This window comes from Thermococcus fumicolans, assembly GCF_055386755.1.
The window spans coordinates 1,804,946-1,823,575 of the sequence record NZ_AP042424.1; the positions used below are offsets into that span (position 1 = coordinate 1,804,946).

Consider the following 18,630-nt stretch of genomic DNA (forward strand, 5'->3'; position numbering starts at 1 on the left):
GAAATTGGGAAAGAGTGGGAAAAGTTTTTCGCTCAGAGAATAGCTAAAGCCGCCATGACCTTGGCGTCCTCGACCATGTTCTCTATCTTCGCGTACTCGTTGGGTTGGTGGGCGGTCTCGTCGAGGGTCGCCCAGACCACCGCGGGAATCCCCAGCTTCCTGAAGTAGGCCGCGAAGGTTCCTCCTCCAATTCCTCCGACCTTTGCCTCCTTGCCGCGGAGCCTCCTGAGTGCCTCCTTCAGGAGAACCACTATCTCGCTGTTGGGGTCCGTTGGCTCTGGAGCGTCGAGGCACTGGAGGATTTCCATCTCTATCTCGGGCAGAACTTTTCCATCGAACTCCTTCCGATATCTCCCCTTGACCTCCTCCGCCAGCCTTTCGGCGTCTCTCAGGATGTCGTCTATGCTGTACCTCGGCAGAACCCTGCAGTCAAATACTATCTCGTGCTCGCCGGGGGCTATGTTGGGGCTGTCCGCTGGATTTTTAACCATCGTCGGCTCGAAGGTGCTCTCGGCCGGCTCGAAGAGCTCGTCCCTCTCGGAGTACTTCTCGTGGAGGAGCCTGTCGAGGTGGTAGGCATAGTCGAGCGCTACGCGGTGGGCGTTGAGGCCCTTGTCCGGCATGCTGGCGTGAACCTGCTTGCCCCTGACCTTGACCTTGAACCAGAGGATGCTCTTTTCAGCGACCTCGATGAAGGTTCCGTCCTCGTTTCCACCGTCCGGAACCAGAACCAGGTCGTTCTCCCTGAAGAGCTCCGGGTGCTCCTTCATGAGCCATCCGATTCCGTACTTGCTTCCAGTTTCTTCGTCGCTGACGAAGGCGAGAATTACAGTCCTCTTCGGCCTTATCCCGAGGTTCATCATGGCCCTAACGGCGTAGAGGCTTGCAACGAGGCTCTGGCCGTTGTCCTCGCTTCCCCTGCCATAGACCTTTCCGTCCTTGACGACCGGCTTGAAGGGCTCGGTTACCGTCCACTTGCTCAGGTCACCGGGCGGGACGACGTCGATGTGGGTGAGTATCCAGAGCCTCTCGCTCTCCTCGCCCTTTTCGCCGTAGTAGTAAGCCAGAATGTTGGGCCTGACGCCGTTCTTGGCCCTCTCGTCGGGCGCGTTGTAGACCTCCACCTTATCGAAGGGCCAGTCCTTTATCATCTCGAGCAGCTTCTGGGCCTTGTCGTATTCTCCTTCGTAGCCGTAGTCCGGGCTTATCGCCGGGATTTTTATGAGTTCGACGAGGGTTTCCACCATCTCGTCCCGAAGCTTCTCGATCTCCCGGGATACCTTGGCCAGCGTTTCCTCCATTCCGACCACCGGGGTATGTAGTTCCGCAGGCTTAAACGCTTTTTGTCACCCAAATGTCTTATATACCCCCTCACCATACCCCACACGTCCGCAGAAGGAAAGGAGGTGTTGGGTTGATAGAGATAACTTTCCTCGGGAGCGGAGGAGGGCGCTTCATAACCATAACCCAGTTCCGCTCCACCGGGGGATTTCACATAAGGGCCAGCAGGAACCTCTACGTCGATCCCGGGCCTGGAGCATTAGTGAGGAGCTGGCGGTACAAGCTCGATCCCCGGAAGCTCGACGCAATCTTCGTCTCCCACAGGCACGTCGACCACTGCAACGACCTCGAGATAATGGTCGAGGCCATGACGGGCGGTGCCCTAAAGAAGAGGGGCACGCTCATAGCATCGAAGAGCGTCGTTTACGGCGACGAAGACCACACCCCCGCGATAAGCAAGTACCACATCGACGTCCTTGAGAGCGTCCACACTCCAGAGCCGGGCAACAAGATAGCGATAGGCGAGGAGGAGCTCCTGGTAACTCCCGCCAAGCACTCAGATCCAACCACAATAGGGTTCAGGATGAAGACGGCCTACGGTGACATCTCCTACATCCCCGACACGGCCTACTTCGACGAGCTGAGGGAGTGGCACGACGGGGCCAGGGTTCTGATAGCCGCGATAACCCGGCCCAGGGACATGGGGATACCCTACCACATGAGCACCGATGACGCGGTCGAGATGCTCAAGGGAATGGAGAGGAAGCCGGAAGTGCTCGTCATGAACCACATAGGAATGAAGATGCACTTCGCCAACCCCTACAAGGAGGCAAAGTACATCGAGAACGTCACCGGGGTTAAGACGTACATAGCCAAGGAGGGCTTCAGGGTGATGGTGGACAAAAAGGAGATAGCGGTGAGGACTTTAAGGCCGGCTAGGTTCGTCTAGCTTTATTTTTCATCCCCTCTTCGACGGCCCTCTTGACCACCCCGTAGGCGAGCTCAAAGAGCTCGTCGCGCCTCTTCTCGCTCGGCCCCTCGACGACCACGCGAACCTTCGGCTCCGTCCCGCTCGGCCTAACGAGAACCCACGAGCGGTCCTTCAGGTTGAAGCGGTAGCCAGAGATCGTCAGAACCTCCACTACCTGGTCGCCGAGCTTTTCCCTGAGAACCTCGGCGGCCCTCTTCACGACATCCTTCTTCAGCTCATCCGGGCATCTAACGTTCTTCTTGGTCAGGTAGTACGTCGGGATGTTCTCCTCGATTATCCTGGATAGGGGCCCTTCCTCGTCGATGAGCCTTATCAGAAGCCCCATCGTAACGAAGCTGTCTATCCAGGGCCCGAACTTCGGGTGGACGAGCTTCCAGGGTTCGCCGGCGAAGATCGCTCCATAGCGCTTTATCCCGTCGTGGGGCTGGCCAAGGGGGACGCGGTAGACCCTTCCACCCGCTCTCTCAACGACCTCGTCTATCCTCGAACCCGTGTTTATCGACGTGACGACGGTCCCACCGCCGTGCTCCTCCACGTAGAGCTTGGCGAAGAGGGCTATTAGGGTGTCCTCATCGACGTAGTTCCCCTTTTCGTCGAAGACCGCTATCCTGTCTGCATCGCCGTCTTGAGCTATCGCCAGATCAACGTTCAGCTCCCTCACGAGCTGGCCAAGGTAGGCTATGTTCTCGTACCTCGGTTCGGGCTTCCTGCCCGGGAAGTGACCGTCGACGTGGGCGTTGATGCTCACCACCCTGGCCCCCATCTCGCGGAGGAGGTATGGAGCTAGAACACTTCCAGCACCGTTGGCGCCGTCGTACAGGACCTTCAGGTTCGTTTCATGGTTTACGAAGTCGAGAACCGCACCGATGTAGTCTTCCCTGACGTCCACATACTCTACTACTCCTATCTCGTCCCACCTCGCCCTCCTGTAGTTTCCGGAGAAGACGATCCGCTCCAGCTCCTCCTCCTGCTCGACGTAGAACTCAGTTCCGTCCCCGTTGAAGACCTTTATCCCGTTGTCGGTCGGCGGGTTATGGCTCGCCGTGATCATGACGCCGGCGTCAGCTTTCTCCCTAGTGGCCCAGGCCAAGGTCGGGGTGGGGATGAGGCCGAGATCCAGGACTGAAGAACCAGCAGAGAGCAGGCCAGCTGTTAGGGCGTTCTGGAGCATCACGCTCGAAGTCCTACCATCCCTGGCGACGGCGACGGTTCCGCCGTTTTTGTAGGTGGCAACGGCCATACCAACGTTGAGAGCGAGCTGAGGGGTGACCTTCTCCCAGAGGGTCCCACGTATCCCCGCGGTTCCGAAGAGCTTCATCGGCACCACCGATAATACTCCGGCGGCCGCTTAAATACCTTTGGCGTAGATGGCCAGCCCCCTGAAGTTGAGGAGCCTCAGACCTTTCGGCATCGTATCGCCCGCGAGGGGAAGGATGTAAACCGGGACCCCGAGCCTCTCCCCGAGTTCGAGGATGGGCTTCACTATCTCGGGCGTTGGCCTCACCGAGTAGAGCGCCTTAGCAGAGCGGTAGAGGTCGAGGTTCGGGGTGAAGACGTCGTCCCTGACCGCGTTGATGCCCAGCTCCCTAGCCTTCTCGACCGATGAAGGGTTCCAATCGACGGCCAAAACGTCGTAGCCGAGCTCCTTCAGTCTCAAAGCCACCTTGAACTGGAAGCCTATCCCGAGCTCCACTATTTTGCCCCTTGGGACGTTCTTTGCCAGAAACTCCGCGAAGTCCTCGATCGGCATGGGAGAAAATGGGGGAGGGGACTTAAAAAGCTTCAGAAGACCGCCTTGCCGCTCCCCTTGTCAAACACGTGGATCTTCTTCATGTCGAAGACGACGTCCACTTCCTGACCTTCCTCCACCTTCGACTCCGCCGGAAACTTGCCGGTGAAGACAACGTCCTCGACGCTCAGGTGCACTATCTTCTCGCCACCGAGGTTCTCGATGATGTCCACCATGGCCCTGGCCATGTTCTCCCCCGGAACCTTCACCTGGGCGAAGAAGGCGTCGTAGATGTCCTCGGGCCTTATGCCGAAGATGACGTCCTTTCCAAGGTAGCCGCCCTCCTCGAGCACCTCAACCTGGTCGGGCAGGAGCTTGAGCCTGAAGGGGCCAAAGTCCACGAAGCCGTCGGAGGTAACGGTGGCATCGAGGAAGTTCATGGGCGGCGAGCCTATGAAGCCGCCGACGAAGGTGTTCGCCGGCCTGTCGTAGACCTCGTCAGGCGTTCCAACCTGCTGGAGCTCGCCCTTGTTTATCACCGCAATCCTATCGCCCATGGTCATTGCCTCGACCTGGTCGTGGGTGACGTATATCGTCGTCACTCCAAGCTGCCTCTGGAGCTTCTTGAGCTCGGCGCGCATCTTGACCCTGAGCTTTGCATCCAAGTTGCTCAGCGGCTCGTCCATGAGGAACACCTGGGGTTTTCTGACTATGGCCCTCCCCAGGGCCACACGCTGCCTCTGGCCGCCGGAAAGCTCCCTAGGTTTTCTGTTCAGGAGCTCGCTAAGGCCGAGCATCTCAGCGACCTCTTTAACGCGCCTGTCTATCTCATCCTTGGGAACCTTCCTGAGCTTGAGCGGGAAGGCTATGTTGTCGTAAACGGTCATGTGCGGGTAGAGAGCGTAGCTCTGAAAGACCATCGCTATGTCCCTGTCCTTTGGCGGGACGAAGATGCCCCTTTCGGGGTCGGCAACGAGCTTTCCGCCGATGGATATCTGGCCCTTTGTGGGCTCCTCGAGGCCGGCTATCATCCTCAGCGTCGTGGTCTTCCCGCATCCGCTCGGGCCAAGGAGGATCATGAACTCGCCGTCCTTTATGTGGAGGTTCATGTCCCTAACCGCGGTGAAGTCACCAAACTTCTTCCACACGCCCTTGAGCACTACTTCCGCCATTTGATCACCTCCAAAAGGAAAAGGAAGGGGTCAGTTCCTCCTTCTGAGGAGGAGCGGTATTGCTGCAAGTCCAACGAGAGCCGCTGGGCCGCAGATTCCGCCCTTGCTCTTGCTGGTGGTAGTTGTAGTCGTGGTTGTGGTAGTGGTCGTCGTGGTCTTGCTCGGGGAACTGGTCGTGGTGGTAGTAGGCGAAGAGGTCGTAGTGGTTGTGGTAGTTGTGGTTCCGCCACTGCCTGAACCCGGGAAGGTTGTGGTGGTAGTTGTAGTTGTGGTCGTGGTGGTTGTGGCGGTCGTTGTCGTAGTCGTCGTAGTACTCGTAGTTGTCGTGGTTCCACCGGCTCCCCCTGCCCCTTGGACGAGCGGGATCATGACGACGGTTGCCCTTTTGCCGTTTTCAGCATCGTAGCTCTGCAGCTGCTCCTCCTGAGTTGGCTTAAAGCCCGCCGGGGCAAGGAGGTCCATGACGCGGGGTTCAACGCCGGCTATGATGGCGTCGACGTCCCCGCCTCCAACCTTCCACTGCTCCGCCTGGACGGCAACAGGCCTCCACTTGTCAGGACCATAACCGTCCTGACTGCCAACAAGGACAGCGGCGTAGAGGCCGTAGGTGTCGTTGAACTGGAGGTACCTCTTCGGGACGTCAACGAGAATAGCGTTCTTCGTTGGGTCGGCACTTATCTTGAGCTCTCCCTGGTAAACCGTACCGTTCGGAAGGACAACCAGGTTTCCGTAGTCCCAGCCGGCAATCCTAAGCGCGAGATCCCACGGGTGATCTGGATCAAGGTCGACGTTCGCTCCAGGCCCATCCGGGAACATCTTTATGGCAGAAGTGTTCCCACCAGGCCTGAAGTCGAAGTACGCTTCAATGATCTGGAGGCTGAACCCGTTGGGTCCGTTCCACGGGTTGTCGCCGAGATCCTTGAAGTAGAACTCAAGGTGCCAGTGGTCGTCCTCGTCGACCATCCTGAACTTGAGGAAGTCAAAAGCACCTGGAACGAAGACCCCATCGGTCGGGTAGGTGTAGGTTCCGGGCCCGTGATCGTCGCCCTCGGGATCCTTGACAACTATGCCGGTCTTGAGCAGAGGTATGGCCTTGACCGTCGCCCTCTTGCCGTTTTCAGCATCGTAGCTCTGCAGCTGTTCCTCCTGGGTCGGCTTAAAGCCAGCTGGAACGAGTTCATCCATAACCCTCGGCTCAACGCCGGCGATAATGGCGTCAACGTCTCCACCACCGACCTTCCACTGCTCCGCCTGGACGGCAACAGGCCTCCACTTGTCAGGGCCATAACCGTCCTGACTGCCGGTGAGGACGTCTCCCCAGAGGCCGTAATCCTCGTCGATCTTAATGTACTTCTTGGGCACCTTCACGATTATGGCGTTCTTCGTCGGGTCGACCGAGATCTGGAGTTCGCCCTGTATCGCGGTTCCGTTCGGGAGGACGATGAGGTTTCCGTAGTCCCATCCTGCAATCCTAAACGCGACGTCCCAGGGGTGATCCGGATCCAGGTTAACGTTCGCTCCAGGCCCGTCCGGGAACATCTTTATGGCCGAGGTGTTCCCTCCGGGCTGGTAGTCCAGGTAGACCTCTATTATCTGAAGGCTGAACCCGTTTGGCCCGTTCCACGGGTTGTCACCTAGATCCTTGAAGTAGAACTCCATGACGTAGCCGTCGGTCTGCTCTAGCATCCTGAAGCGGAGCAGGTCGAAGACACCGGGCTTGAAAACGCCATCGGTCGGGTAGGTGTAGGTTCCGGGCCCGTGGTCGTCGCCCTCGGGATCCTTTATGTCGGCTATAACGACCCCCTTAACCTGGACCGGGAGCTTGAGCTCTACTGGCGTGCTTATCGTTTCGAGGCTGCCGTTCCTGACGGTTGAGACGGCAAAGTAGAAGTCGCTCGGGCTCTCAATGTAGTCGAAGGGGACAACGACCTCAACGCTTCCATCGTCACGCTTGACGGTCAGGTTTCCGAGGAGCGTGCTGTTCTCGTAGTCTGTGGAGTTGTATATCCAAGCGCTCCCGTTGGCGTAAACGATGTGCTTGGTTATCATGAGGCCGACGCTGTCGGCCGAGAACGGCCAGGTTGTGTACCTGAGCTCACCGGGCCTCTCCTGAAGCAGGGTGAAGGTGTTTCCAACGTGCCTGTTGGTCTCGTAGAGGCTGACCTCGAACTCACTGAGGTTGCCTCTAACGACGAAGTGCAGGCCGCTCTCATCAAAGTAGACGCTCACGTTCTTGGCAAGCGGGGAGAGGCTCGAGTAGGTGTTGACCTGGCCCTCCTTGAGGCCGTCCAGAGCTCTTCTGACGTAGGGCTCGCCGTCCGGGAAGTAGTTGCCGTAGAGGTAGCTCGGCGGCTCAAGGCCAGCGAGCCTGTACATCTCGTAGAGGTAGACCTTGAAGTAGCGGTCGAAGGCGTAGTCCTGACCGCTGTCCTGGTCCCTTCCATACCACCAGAACCAGTCGCTCGCCTCCGCCCTGAGAAGGTACTCGTTGGCGTTCTCCCATGAGGAGAGGTCCATGCTTTCCTTGTTCTCCATCAGGGTCTTCCTGGCCTCGTAGAGCCAGTACCAGGCGTAGTTCTCCTGGGGCTCGCCGAGCCACGTGGAGAGTGTCCCGTCTATCCAGCTGCTCTCGGGCCACTGGTGGGTTCCCTCGACCCCGGCCATGTCGTAGAGCTCGTTGAGGCTCTGGGCCTCGAGGAGGGCTCCGACATGATCCTTGAGGTCGAGGTACTTCATGGCCTTGGGGGTGAGAACCTTGGCCTTGTCCCCGTAGAGCTTTATGTACTCGCTCGGCGTGACGGTCCTTATGAGGCCCTGCTCCTGGAGTTCGGTGAGCCTCTGGTAAAGCTTGGTCAGGAAGAGCTTTCCGTCGTAGGGGTAGTGCTCCCACGGGTTCTCGCCGTCGAGCGTCACCACGTAGACGAGCGAGCCGTCGTAGTTCTGCTTCTGGACCTTGAGGAGCTCGTTGACGAAGTCCTCAACCGCCTGATCCTGGTTCATCCCCGAGTAGCGGAAGCCGACGCGGTCGCTCAGGTCGTGGTTCCTCGGGAAGAGGTAGATCTTTTTGTCGCCGAACTGGGCCACCCACGGGTGGTAGTAGTTGTCGACGGTGTCCGGGATGCCCATCTTCTGGAGAACCATCTGGTCGGTCATAACCCACTGCCAGCCGTTTTCGGCGAGTATCTCGAGGGTCTTGTCGTTGAGAGCTGACTCCGCCGCCCAGCCGCCCTTCGGGGTGACGGTCCCGTTGCCGAGGTACTCCTTGTAGAGCTCGTCCGCCTTCTTGACTTGCTCGTCGAAGTCGCTCTCCCAGCCGAAGTCGTTGAGTATCGGGCCGATCGGGTGGGCGTAGGGAACGACCGTAACTTCGACGTTGCCGTTGCCGAGGAGGTAGTTTATCCTCTCGTGCTCCTCGAAGGTGTGATTGAGGAGCCAGGTCTGGGCGTTGAGGACGGTCTTGAGGTCGTTCCTCGTGTAGCCGCCCTGATCAACCTTCTCGTAGAGGGCCTTGAGCTCGGGGTGATCCATTATGTAGCCGTAGTCTATCCAGGCGAGGTTGAAGTAGACGGCGAGGTCGATGTAGTCCTGCTCGGTGAACTCGTTGGTTATGGCCACCTTCTGCTCCTCAAGCGGCAGGTTGGCGTACTTCTGCTTGGCGTTCATCAGCTTGTCTTTGAGCTCGGTATAGTGGTCCCAGAAGTCCCTCGTCGGGTTTCCGTTGGAGTCGGTGACGGGCTCGCCGTTCCAGGGTATGGTGTGGTCGAAGAAGCCACCCGGAACCTGGAGCATCTGCCACTTCTCGTCGAGGGTTAAGGGAGCGCCGTTGGCAAGCTTGTAGCTTATGATCTGGAGCACGTCCTTCTTGCCGTGCATGTAGTCGGCCAGCTGGGCTATCAGAGAGCCCGAGAGGTCTATGGTGGCGTGAACCTCGGGATACTCGCTGAGGTAGTGGGCCATCTTCCAATAGTTGTTGGCCGCGTGGAGCCTGACCCACGGCCTCGTGTAGACGCCGAGGACCGGGTCGTAGTAGTAGGGCTGGTGCTGGTGCCACACTATGATGACGTTGAGGGGCTTCGGCTCCTCATCCGAGGCCCTTCCGAGGCCAGCACTGAAGACGCTCAGGGCCACAAAGCCCATCAACAGCAGGGAGAGACCGATTTTCATCCTTCCTTTCAACATCACGCCACACCTCCACGAAGGTTAGAGGAAGACAACAATGAAATCACTCCTTCAGTCCTCCAACGGTCAGACCGCTCTTTATGTAGTTCTGGGCCAGGAGGAACATTATGAACACAGGCAGTGCGAAGAGCAGCGCGGCAGCGGAGAACTGGTTCCAGCTGACGTTCCTGAGGTCGTTGAGCATGCTGTACAGCCATACCGAGAGCGGATAAAGGCTTTCCTTGCTAAGGAGAAGATTCGCCAAGATAAGCTCCGTCCATCCTCCGATAAAAGCGAACACTGCAACTGTTGCTATTCCAGGCAGGGACATCGGCAGGAGGACGTACCTTATTATCTGGAGGTAGCTGGCACCGTCAACTAAAGCCGCCTCGTCGAAGTCCGTGCTTATCGAGTCGAGGTAGCTCTTGAGCAGCCATGTGTTGAAAGGAACTCCACCGGCCGCGTAGATGAACGGAAGCACGTAGAGGTTGTCCGTGAGGCCCAGCTTGACGAGCATTCCGTAGAGCGCTACAAGGCCCGCTATTCCCAGGCCTCCGGCAACCTGCGTGAACATGAGGTAGAAGTAGAGCACGTGCTCCCTTCCGAAGAACTTGAGCCTTGAGAAAGCATAAGCCGCCGGAATCACGAAGAGCAGGGTAAGGATTACCGTCAGCGTCGCTATGATTAGGCTCCTCTTGAGGTAGCCGAAGAACTGGCCGCCGACCTTGTTTATGATGACGTAGTAGAAGTCCGTGACCTCAAGCTTTCCTGATTCCGAGTTTATCCTGACCCTGCCAGGTAGCTTGAGGGTAACGTCCTTGCCAACGTACGTGTTGTTGTCCACCTTGGTGAGGCCCTCGAGCGAGAGCCTCGTCTTCTCGGGGTCATCGACGGTTACCCTGACCTCCCCGGCCTTGAGGTAGACCCTGCCGATAATACCTGTGCTGGAGTCTATCTCCTTCGCGTTCATGGAGGCGAACTTACCCTTGACGTACCACAGTTGGTCGTTCCGGGTTGTTTTGTTGGCCCCTTCGATCTTCAGATCGCTAACGTACTTGAGGTTGAACTTGGAGTCTATGTACGACTTGCCCCAGATGGCGCCGTCCCTGTACTCGATGGTGTAGTCCGTTCCTATGAGCTTTCCACCCTCGCTCGTCAGGTTGAAAACTTTGGACTTGACCGTCGCCTCCTCGTGTCCGATGATGATCTCCCTGTAGTTCTCAAGGGTCACCTTGTCCGGGATCAAGTCTATTGACGTCGAGGCTATCGTTCCCTGGGGTTTCAGAGAGACGACGAACATGTAGTAGACGGGGAAGAGGATTATCCCCATGACCAGGATGGCCAGCAGGGTGATTCCAGCGGCCTTAAGGACTTCCCTCCGGTTTTTGAAGTGGAGATCTCCCCAGATCTTCATCAGCTGGCACCCTCCTGGAGCTTGGTTATCTTCATGCTCACGTACATGTAGATGGCGAGGATCACGGTGGCTATGAAGAGAACCGCCGCCGCCCTACCGTAGTGGGGTATGGATGCCGAACTAAACGCCTTCTGGTAGCCGTAGAGGAGCAGGAACCTGTCCTGGAACAGAGAGCCGTTGTAGAGGAACGGCACTAGGAAGTACTGGAAGCTGGCCGCGCTCGTTAGGATCGTGGAGAAAGCTATGGGCTTGCTGACTATCGGGATGACCACCCTGGTAAGCCTCTGCCAGTAGTTGGCCCCGTCTATAATGGCCGCCTCGATTAGTATGTCGGGGACAGACTGAAGGGCCGAGGTTATAACCGTCATCATGAACGGGTAGGCCAGCCAGACCTCGATGACGTTGAGGGCTATGAAGCCGTAGAAGGTGTTGTTAATCCAGTCCGGCGGGTTGGATACTCCCAGATCCTTAAGGATTATGTTAACGGGGCCTAGGACGGGATCAAACATGAACCTCCACACGGTTATCGAGAACAGGAGCGGAAGGGCCCAGGGGATTATGAGGAGGGCCCTGTAGAGGGACTTGCCTATCACGTACTTGCTGTTGTAGAGCACCGACAGGAAAACCCCAGCCAGCACCTTGAGGGTAACACTGGTGGCCACGAAGACCCAGGTCCAGAGGAACGCCGACCTGAAGCCCGGGTCGTTGATGGCCCACCTGAAGTTCTCAAGCCCCACAAACTTCAGGGGAGGTGCGTTGGGCGTCTGTATCGGGAAGTTGCCGAGCTGGGCGTTCGTGAAGGCTAGATATATGGAGTAAACTATCGGGTAGATGTTGAAAAAGAGGAAAGCAGTTATACCGGGTAGGATGAGCATTAACGCTGCCTTCGTGCTCTTCCTCATTTTATCCACCCCTCACGATCATGTAAGATAGAAAAGGGGGAGAGAATCACCCGCCAATAGCCTGGAGTATCTCCTGCTGTGCATCCTGGAGGGCCTGCTCAAGGGTCTTCTTGCCGCCGATGTAGTCGGTAATGGCATTGTTCACAGCACCCCATACCGAACCCATTTTGGTGCTCTTCGGCATGAGGTAGGCGTGCTCCAAGGCCTTCATGTAACCGCTGATAACAGGGTCGCTCTGAACGTCAGGGTTGTCAGAGACGCTCTTGAGGACCGGAACGTAACCGTTCTGGAATGCTAGAGTAAGGGCCACGTCCTCGCTGGTCGAGAACCACTTGAGGAACTCCCAGATAGCCCCCATCTTCTCGTCCTTGGCGTTGGCTGTGACGTAGATCAGCTTGACGCCAGCGTAGGGCCTCGGATAGTAGGTCTTGCCGTTAATCGTTATCGGCGGGAGGGGCTCAACGCCGAAGTCTATGCCAGCCTCCTTAACCCCAGAGATGCTCCACGGGCCGTTGATCATCATTGGAGCGTTGCCGTCGGTGAAGAGGCTGACCTGGGAGTTGTAGTCGGTGGTGTGGGCCATGTACGGCCAGATGTTGTTGAAGAAGAACTGGAAGCCCTGGAGGGTCTCGGACTTGTTGAGGCCCGGCTGCTCGGTCTTGTCGTCGAAGTAGTAGCCTCCAAACGCGTGAACCCATCCCGACAGGAAATATCCATCTATAGGGCTAGCCAAACCGTATTTACCGTTATCTGGATCATAGTACTGCTGCATTATCTGCTTCATCTCGTCGAAGTTCTGGGGCGGGTTGGAAACCATTTCCTTGTTGTATATCAGAGCCACGGTCTCAGCCGCAAAGGGAACGCCGTAGTAGTGGCCCTTGTACTCAAAGGCGTCCTGGGCAATCGTGACGAAGTTGCTCTTGAAGTCATCAGTAACGTAGTCGTCTATCGGCTTGAGCAAGCCGGCATCAGCGAACTTTCCAATCCAGTCGTGGGCCCAGATGAAGAGGTCCGGACCCTTTCCAGCCGGGATAGCCGCCTTGAGGGCGGTCTCGAGGCTGGCCTTGTACTCCATCTGAACCTGAATATTCGGGTGCTCGATCTCAAACTCGGCTATGAGGTCTTTGAAGGTCTGGGCCTCGGCCTCACCCATAGTATGCCAGAGAACAATCGTAACCTTCTGGCCAGGGGTGCTCGTGGTAGTGGTCGTCGTTGTGGTTGTGGTGGTCGTGATAGTGCTCGTAGTGGTGGTAGCGGGCTGGGTAGTCGTCGTGGTGGTTGTTTCGGAAGCTGAGGTTGTCGTGGTCTCGCTCTGTGAGGCAGTGGTTGTCGTGGGTGAGCTTGAGGTAGCGGTTGTCGTGGTGGTCGTGGTCTTGGTCGGGCTGGAGGTGGTTTTACTCGGGCTTGAGCTGGTGGTTTCCCCTCCACCTCCTCCAATACAGCCGCTGGCCACTACGCCAAAGACCAAAACTCCAATCAAAAACAGGGTAAACAGTCCCTTTCTCATTTTTCACCACCCACCGTGTTTTGGCAGTAGAGTATCATCGAGGGTGATATATATATCTTGCGCTTTCATGCCGGCTTTCCGGCCCCCATCCGGCAACGCGGCACTGCTGTATAATCTTGAACGAGGATGAAGGGACCTCGAGGGGCCCCAACCCCGGCAATTTCAGTTTCAGATCCTCATCGGAGCAGTTCAGTCCCACTACGACCCTCTCGCCACCGTGAACCCGGAGGTAGACGAGAACCCTACCCCCCGCGTAAAGGGGGACGAACCTACCCATCTGGAGGGCCCTGCTGGATCTCCTGAGCGAGATGAGGGCCTTAGTTGTTTCCAGCAACTCAGCGTCCCATCCGCTCCCGTCCCATTCCATCGGCGTCCTCCCGGCGTTCATGCCTTCTCCCGAATCCTCCAAACCAATTTCATCGCCGTAGAAGATCGAGGGGATTCCCTTGTAGGTCATCAGGAACGCCAGGGCGCAGAGGTACCTGTTCTCATCCCCTCCAACCAGATCGATGAATCGCTCCGTGTCGTGGTTGTCCAGGAAGTTGTAGGTGAAGTATTCGGCCGGGCCGTAGTAGACGCTCAGGAGCTCAAGCTCGTTCAGAAACTCCTCTGCGTCGATCTCCTCGAAGGCAAAGAACCTCAGTATCGCATCGTATAGGAGGTAGTTCATGACCCCGTGAAATGCGTCGAAGAGGTACAGACGGGGGTCGTCCATGACCTCACCAAAGAGGTACACTTGCTTGGGTAGCCTTTTCCTGACCTCGCGCCAGACTTCCGGGGGAACGCCGTGAGCGACATCGAGGCGCCAGCCGTCGGCCCCTTTGTCGAGCCAGAACCCCATAACGTCGGCTATGAAATTGACAACGGCAGGGTTGTCGTGGTTCAGCCTCGGCATCAGCCAGACAGAGTAAAAGCTCTCGTAGTTCCAGTTCAAGCTTTTCAGCGCTCTGTACTTCTCGATCCATGGGAGGTCGGAGTTGAGGATCTCGAGGAACTCCGATGAGACGACTGGAAAGCCCGTTACCCTGTAGAAGTCTTTGTACTCGCTCCTTCCACCCTTCTTGACGACGTCCTGGAACCAGGGATGGAAGAAGCTCGTGTGGTGAAAGACGCCGTCGAGAACGAGCCTCATTCCCCGCTTCTTGAGGGCACTCAGTAGTTCATCAAAAGCCCCGTCTCCTCCTAGCTTATCGGCCACGTGGTAGTAGTCAACGATGTCGTAGCCGTGGTAGGTCATCGACTCAAAGATCGGCGTCAGGTAGAGCGCGTTGACGCCTAGGCTCTCCAAGTGGTCTACGTGCTCAACGATTCCCCTCAAATCACCGCCGTGGAAGGGTTCCCCATCCAGAGGCAGCTCCTTCTCCCCGATGCCGACCGCGAACCTGTCGGGCATTATCTGGTAGAAGACGCTCTCCAGGGGCCATGAGGGGGCTTCAAGCTCGTTTGGGACGGCCCTAAACGGGCCGATCTCCTCGACCACCCCAGATGTCCTCTCGACCAGGAAGTAGTACTCCACCTCGCCCCGACGGCCTGGAAAGACTGCCTCGTAGTACTCAAAGAGCCCGTCGTGAGCTTTCCTCCGCATACCAACCTCCTCACCATTCACCACCAGTAGGGCCGAGCGGATGGCGTTTCTCTTACCCCGCAAAATGAAGTGGGTCCTGCCACCGAAGGAGTACAGGTACAGCAGGGCGGGGGAGTGGTAGACATCTTCACCGCCGACTATCTCAGCCACGCTGACCTTCCTCTCGAACTTGTAGGAAAGGCGGCGGTAGTCCTCCAGCCTCGGGTTTTCGGGGTCGGGTTTGAACTCACCTCCAAGCGAGAACGCGTACCTCCAGACGCCCTCTGGGAGGAGAACCCTCACAGTCCAGCGGTTTCCACGTTTCTTCATCCTGATGGAGCCCTCGTTGAAGGCGTTGAAGTTCCCCAGGAGGTAGGCGTACTTCTCGTTGCCTGCGGGAATCGAGAACTCGACCTCCGCCAGTCTTCCGAACCTCCAGTCCTCGACGAACCCGAAAGTTTTATACACCTTGACCACCTTTGTATCACTACGGATGAATAAACTGCTACCAGTGAACTTAAATTCCTTTGGGGGTTTAAACATGAGGGAAGAGGAGATCATAGAGAAACTCCAGAAGCTCGGGCTCACCAAGTACGAGAGTTTAGCTTACATAACCCTCCTAAAGCTCGGGCCGAGCAAGGCCACGGACATAACGAAGGAGAGCGGGATCCCGCACACCCGCGTTTACGACGTTCTGAGCTCTCTCCACAGAAAGGGCTTCGTGGACGTCATGCAGGGTTCTCCGAGGCTCTACAAGCCCGTCAACCCCGAGGTCGTGCTTGAGAAGATAAAGGAGGAGATAGTCCAGGACATAGAGGGCCTCAAAGCCGCTTTCCTCGACCTCTACCGCGAGGTTCACGGGGAGGAACTGCCGGAGATATGGACCATACAGGGCTTTGACAACACCCTGGAGAGGGCCGAGTACGTCATAAGGAGCGCCAAGCACGAGGTTCTCATAAACACACCCTTCGAGTTCCTCCAGATGCTCAAAAAGGAGATAAAGGGCCGGAGGGACGTGGTGTTCGTCATCGTGAGCAACTTCGATGAAATCCCCGACTGGCTTAACGGGGACAACATAATCCTAGCCAAGAGCGGGGGGGCGCCATGGCTCATGGCCAGCTGGATAATAGGGGACATAGACTACGCCCTCTTCTTCGGCGCCCTGCCCCAGGACAAGAGGAGGGAGAAGTTCTACTCCTTCTGGGCCAAGAGCCCGAGGATAATCCAGAACTACATGCACTGGTTCTACACGATCTACTTCGACAACAGCGAGGTCATAAAGCCGCTGAGCTATGAGAAGCTACCAAAACCGCTCTCCCTCGTCAACATAAGGACTCTCATCACCGTCCTCAAGTTCGCCGGGCTTCCGAGAAAGGCCGAGATAGCGGGGAGGATGATCGACACCAAGGAACCCGTAACCCTCGACGGCGAGATAGTGGAGTACGAGTACACCCCCCTAACGGCCAACGTCACGTTCAAACACAACGGAAACGAGCTCAAAGTCGGCGGAATAGGAAGCTACTTCGAGGACGTCGAGGGTGAGAAGTTCATACTCCTGGACTGATGGCCGCTTTCTTTTCACCTTGTTGGATCACAACCACACCAAAAAAGTAAAAAGCGGCCCTTCCCTCTATTGCCGGTGGTCACTATGGGGGCAGGAGCGAGGGTGATAGCTTCGATAATAGTTCTGGTATCCCTAGTGGCCGTCCCGTGGGTGGGCGTGTCCTACAAGTCCTACCTGGGCTCCGAGAGCATGGACATGGGCTATCCAGAGCTCGCGGTCGTCAGCGAGAACTACATAAGGGAACACGTCTCAAAGGAGCTCACGAAGGGCACCCCCTCCAGCGAGCTCACGGACGAGGACGGCAACTACACGCCCCTGGCCAGAACCTACCTCCTCATAGCTGAAGGGCTGGCGGTGCTGCCCCTGTTCGTTCTCATCGGCGCTCTCGTAGGGCTGGGAAGCCGCTGGGGACACGTTCTCGGGCTGATCGGAATGCTGGCCATCACGTTTGCCCTGCTCTCAATGACGGGGGACGAGCTGAGCAAGATAACGATGAACGTTGGCTACATCCTGGGGTGGGCAGGGTTTATAACGGGTGCCGCCTTCGGAGGGGAGAAGAAGCCTTCGTCATAGCGCCAACGTTTTTTACTGTTTCCCACCACACACCCACGGTGGAACGTGATGAGAGTACTGCTGCTTGGGTTCGAGTACCTCCCCGTTAAAGTTGGTGGCCTGGCAGAGGCGATAACGAGCATAGCGGAGGGCCTTGCCAATCTCAGCCACGAAGTCGTTGTATTTACCCCCGACCACGGGAGAGACCTGGGGGAGCCGGTAAAGAGGTTCAAAGTTGCCGCCTTCGGGGAAGAGGTCGAGATCGAGGCAAAAAAGCGCGAGCAAAACGGCGTGACCGTTTACTCCCTCTCCGGCAGTCTCCTGAGCGAGCCCGACGTCTACGGCCCGGGCTGGGAGGGGCTGTTGAAAAAAGCTGTCCTCTTTGGAAAGGCGAGTGCGGGCCTTCTAAACGCCCTCATCACTGACTTCAAACCGGACGTCGTTCACGCCCACGACTGGCACACCGTCTTCGCGCTCGGTCTCCTGAAGAAGTACTTCGAGGGGAGGAGCGTCTTCACGATCCACAGGCTAAACAAGGCAAAGGTTCCGGCTGGATACTTCCACGAAGCGAACCTCGGGGAGCTGGCACCGTATCCCGAAATAGACCCCGAGCACACGGCCGCATACATAGCGGACATTGTGACAACGGTGGGCAGGAGCTACCTCTGGGAGGAGTGGGACTTCTTCGGGAACTTCGAGGGCAAGGTTACGCACGTCTTCAACGGCATAGACTGCTCCTTCTGGAACGAGGAACTCCTTGAAAACGCTAACCTTCCCAGAGAGGAGCGCAGGAGGCTCATCTTGAAGCGCTTCGGCCTCTCAGATGGCAAAGCCTTCATGTTCATAGGCCGCTTCGACAGGGCCCAGAAGGGCGTGGATACCCTCCTGCGGGCCATAGAGATCCTCTCCAGCGATCCCGAATTTGAAGGCATGCGCTTCCTCATCGTAGGCAAGGGTGACCCCGAGCTCGAGAGGTGGGCGAAAGAAGTTGAGGGCCGCTTCCCTGGAAACGTTAAGGTAATCACCGAACTCCTCCCCCGGGAGACCGTCCGCGAGCTCTACGGCTCCGTGGACTTCACTCTGGTTCCCTCGTACTTCGAGCCCTTCGGCCTGGTCCAACTCGAGGCCATGTGCCTCGGCGCGGTTCCCATAGGCAGCGCCGTCGGCGGGATAAAGGACACCGTCATCGACCTCGATGAAGATTATGAGAACGCCACAGGTTTCCTTGTGCCCCCGAGAGATGCTTTCGCACTGGCCAGGGCGATGATAAGGGCCAAGAACCTCGACGGGGAAACTCTAGCAAAGCTCAGGGCGAACGGAAGGAGACACGCGAGGGAGGACTTCACATGGCGGAAAGCCTGCGAGAGGTACGTTAAGGTCTATCTCAACGAGGTCGACAGGGCGATGTCCTTCCTCCGCTAACGCCAGCCGTATTCGGCCAGAAACTTCTTTTTAAGTCTTTTTATCGTTCCTGAAACGCCGAGCGTTCTGAAGATCGCCCTTGAGCCGTTTATCCCCGTGACCAGTGTTAGGGCAAGGCGAAGCTCCTCCACGTGCTTCCTGTCGACCCTAACTATTCCGGTCTGACTCTTCTCGTCGAACTTTATGAACCAGGGCTTCGCTTTAGCGGAGCCGAGAACTCCAAGCGTTGAGAGGCTGGCCTCCCAGATTGCGCGCTTTATCTCGTCCTTCGTGAAGGCCCTCTCCCCGATGACCTGAAAGGCTATGTAGCGGTGCTTGTCCCTCAACGTCGGCGGCAGGTACTTCGGCTTCTCCCTCATTTTCACACCTCCACG

At 57.3% G+C, this 18,630-nt stretch carries 14 protein-coding genes; 4 read left to right on the plus strand and 10 right to left on the minus strand.

Features of this window, described 5'->3' with window-relative positions; genetic code table 11:
- Positions 1-32 precede the first annotated feature (32 nt).
- Positions 33-1,301 (minus strand): M20 family metallo-hydrolase, encoded by a 1,269-nt coding sequence (locus ACZ5AM_RS10190; protein ID WP_464916138.1) that lies wholly within the window; start codon positions 1,299-1,301, stop codon positions 33-35.
- 113 nt (positions 1,302-1,414) lie between these two features.
- On the opposite strand from ACZ5AM_RS10190, the gene ACZ5AM_RS10195 reads away from it, so the two are divergent.
- Positions 1,415-2,230 (plus strand): MBL fold metallo-hydrolase, encoded by an 816-nt coding sequence (locus ACZ5AM_RS10195; protein ID WP_464914834.1) that lies wholly within the window; start codon positions 1,415-1,417, stop codon positions 2,228-2,230.
- Here ACZ5AM_RS10195 and glmM read toward each other — a convergent pair.
- From glmM to ACZ5AM_RS10235, 8 genes are read right to left on the minus strand one after another with little or no spacing between them, the layout of a single operon-like run.
- Positions 2,217-3,590, minus strand: a complete 1,374-nt coding sequence (glmM, locus tag ACZ5AM_RS10200) for a phosphoglucosamine mutase (protein ID WP_464916139.1) — start codon at positions 3,588-3,590, stop codon at positions 2,217-2,219. The genes ACZ5AM_RS10195 and glmM overlap by 14 nt on opposite strands.
- Before the next feature lie 30 nt (positions 3,591-3,620).
- On the minus strand, positions 3,621-4,022 hold the full coding sequence (locus ACZ5AM_RS10205) for a UPF0146 family protein (protein WP_464914835.1): 402 nt from the start codon (positions 4,020-4,022) through the stop codon (positions 3,621-3,623).
- Between the two features lie 32 nt (positions 4,023-4,054).
- Positions 4,055-5,173: an ABC transporter ATP-binding protein gene (locus tag ACZ5AM_RS10210; RefSeq protein WP_464914836.1), complete on the minus strand. Its 1,119-nt coding sequence runs from the start codon at positions 5,171-5,173 to the stop codon at positions 4,055-4,057.
- Positions 5,174-5,203: 30 nt separating this feature from the next.
- The gene (locus ACZ5AM_RS10215; protein ID WP_464916140.1) at positions 5,204-9,337 is read right to left on the minus strand and encodes a glucodextranase DOMON-like domain-containing protein; all 4,134 of its coding nucleotides are present in this window, start codon (positions 9,335-9,337) and stop codon (positions 5,204-5,206) included.
- 58 nt (positions 9,338-9,395) lie between these two features.
- Entirely contained in the window at positions 9,396-10,745 is a 1,350-nt protein-coding gene (locus ACZ5AM_RS10220) for a sugar ABC transporter permease (RefSeq protein ID WP_464914837.1), read from the minus strand.
- Positions 10,745-11,647, minus strand: coding sequence for a carbohydrate ABC transporter permease (locus ACZ5AM_RS10225; protein WP_464914838.1), 903 nt, complete (start codon positions 11,645-11,647; stop codon positions 10,745-10,747). The genes ACZ5AM_RS10220 and ACZ5AM_RS10225 overlap by 1 nt, the downstream gene beginning before the upstream one ends.
- A gap of 46 nt (positions 11,648-11,693) precedes the next feature.
- Positions 11,694-13,154, minus strand: a complete 1,461-nt coding sequence (locus tag ACZ5AM_RS10230) for an extracellular solute-binding protein (RefSeq protein WP_464914839.1) — start codon at positions 13,152-13,154, stop codon at positions 11,694-11,696.
- 34 nt (positions 13,155-13,188) lie between these two features.
- On the minus strand, positions 13,189-15,186 hold the full coding sequence (locus tag ACZ5AM_RS10235; protein ID WP_464914840.1) for an alpha amylase N-terminal ig-like domain-containing protein: 1,998 nt from the start codon (positions 15,184-15,186) through the stop codon (positions 13,189-13,191).
- A 73-nt stretch (positions 15,187-15,259) separates the two neighbouring features.
- Here ACZ5AM_RS10235 and trmBL1 point away from each other — a divergent pair, with 73 nt between their 5' ends.
- From trmBL1 to ACZ5AM_RS10250, 3 genes are all read left to right on the plus strand, one after another.
- The gene (gene trmBL1 / locus ACZ5AM_RS10240) at positions 15,260-16,282 is read left to right on the plus strand and encodes an HTH-type sugar sensing transcriptional regulator TrmBL1 (RefSeq protein ID WP_464914841.1); all 1,023 of its coding nucleotides are present in this window, start codon (positions 15,260-15,262) and stop codon (positions 16,280-16,282) included.
- Positions 16,283-16,357: 75 nt separating this feature from the next.
- Positions 16,358-16,855, plus strand: coding sequence for a hypothetical protein (locus ACZ5AM_RS10245; protein ID WP_464914842.1), 498 nt, complete (start codon positions 16,358-16,360; stop codon positions 16,853-16,855).
- 48 nt (positions 16,856-16,903) lie between these two features.
- Positions 16,904-18,256: a glycogen/starch synthase gene (locus ACZ5AM_RS10250; protein ID WP_464914843.1), complete on the plus strand. Its 1,353-nt coding sequence runs from the start codon at positions 16,904-16,906 to the stop codon at positions 18,254-18,256.
- Here the strand turns inward: ACZ5AM_RS10250 and ACZ5AM_RS10255 are convergent.
- The gene (locus ACZ5AM_RS10255) at positions 18,253-18,615 is read right to left on the minus strand and encodes a ribonuclease P protein component 2 (RefSeq protein WP_464914844.1); all 363 of its coding nucleotides are present in this window, start codon (positions 18,613-18,615) and stop codon (positions 18,253-18,255) included. The two genes, ACZ5AM_RS10250 and ACZ5AM_RS10255, sit on opposite strands and share 4 nt — an antisense overlap.
- Between the last annotated feature and the right edge of the window lie 15 nt (positions 18,616-18,630).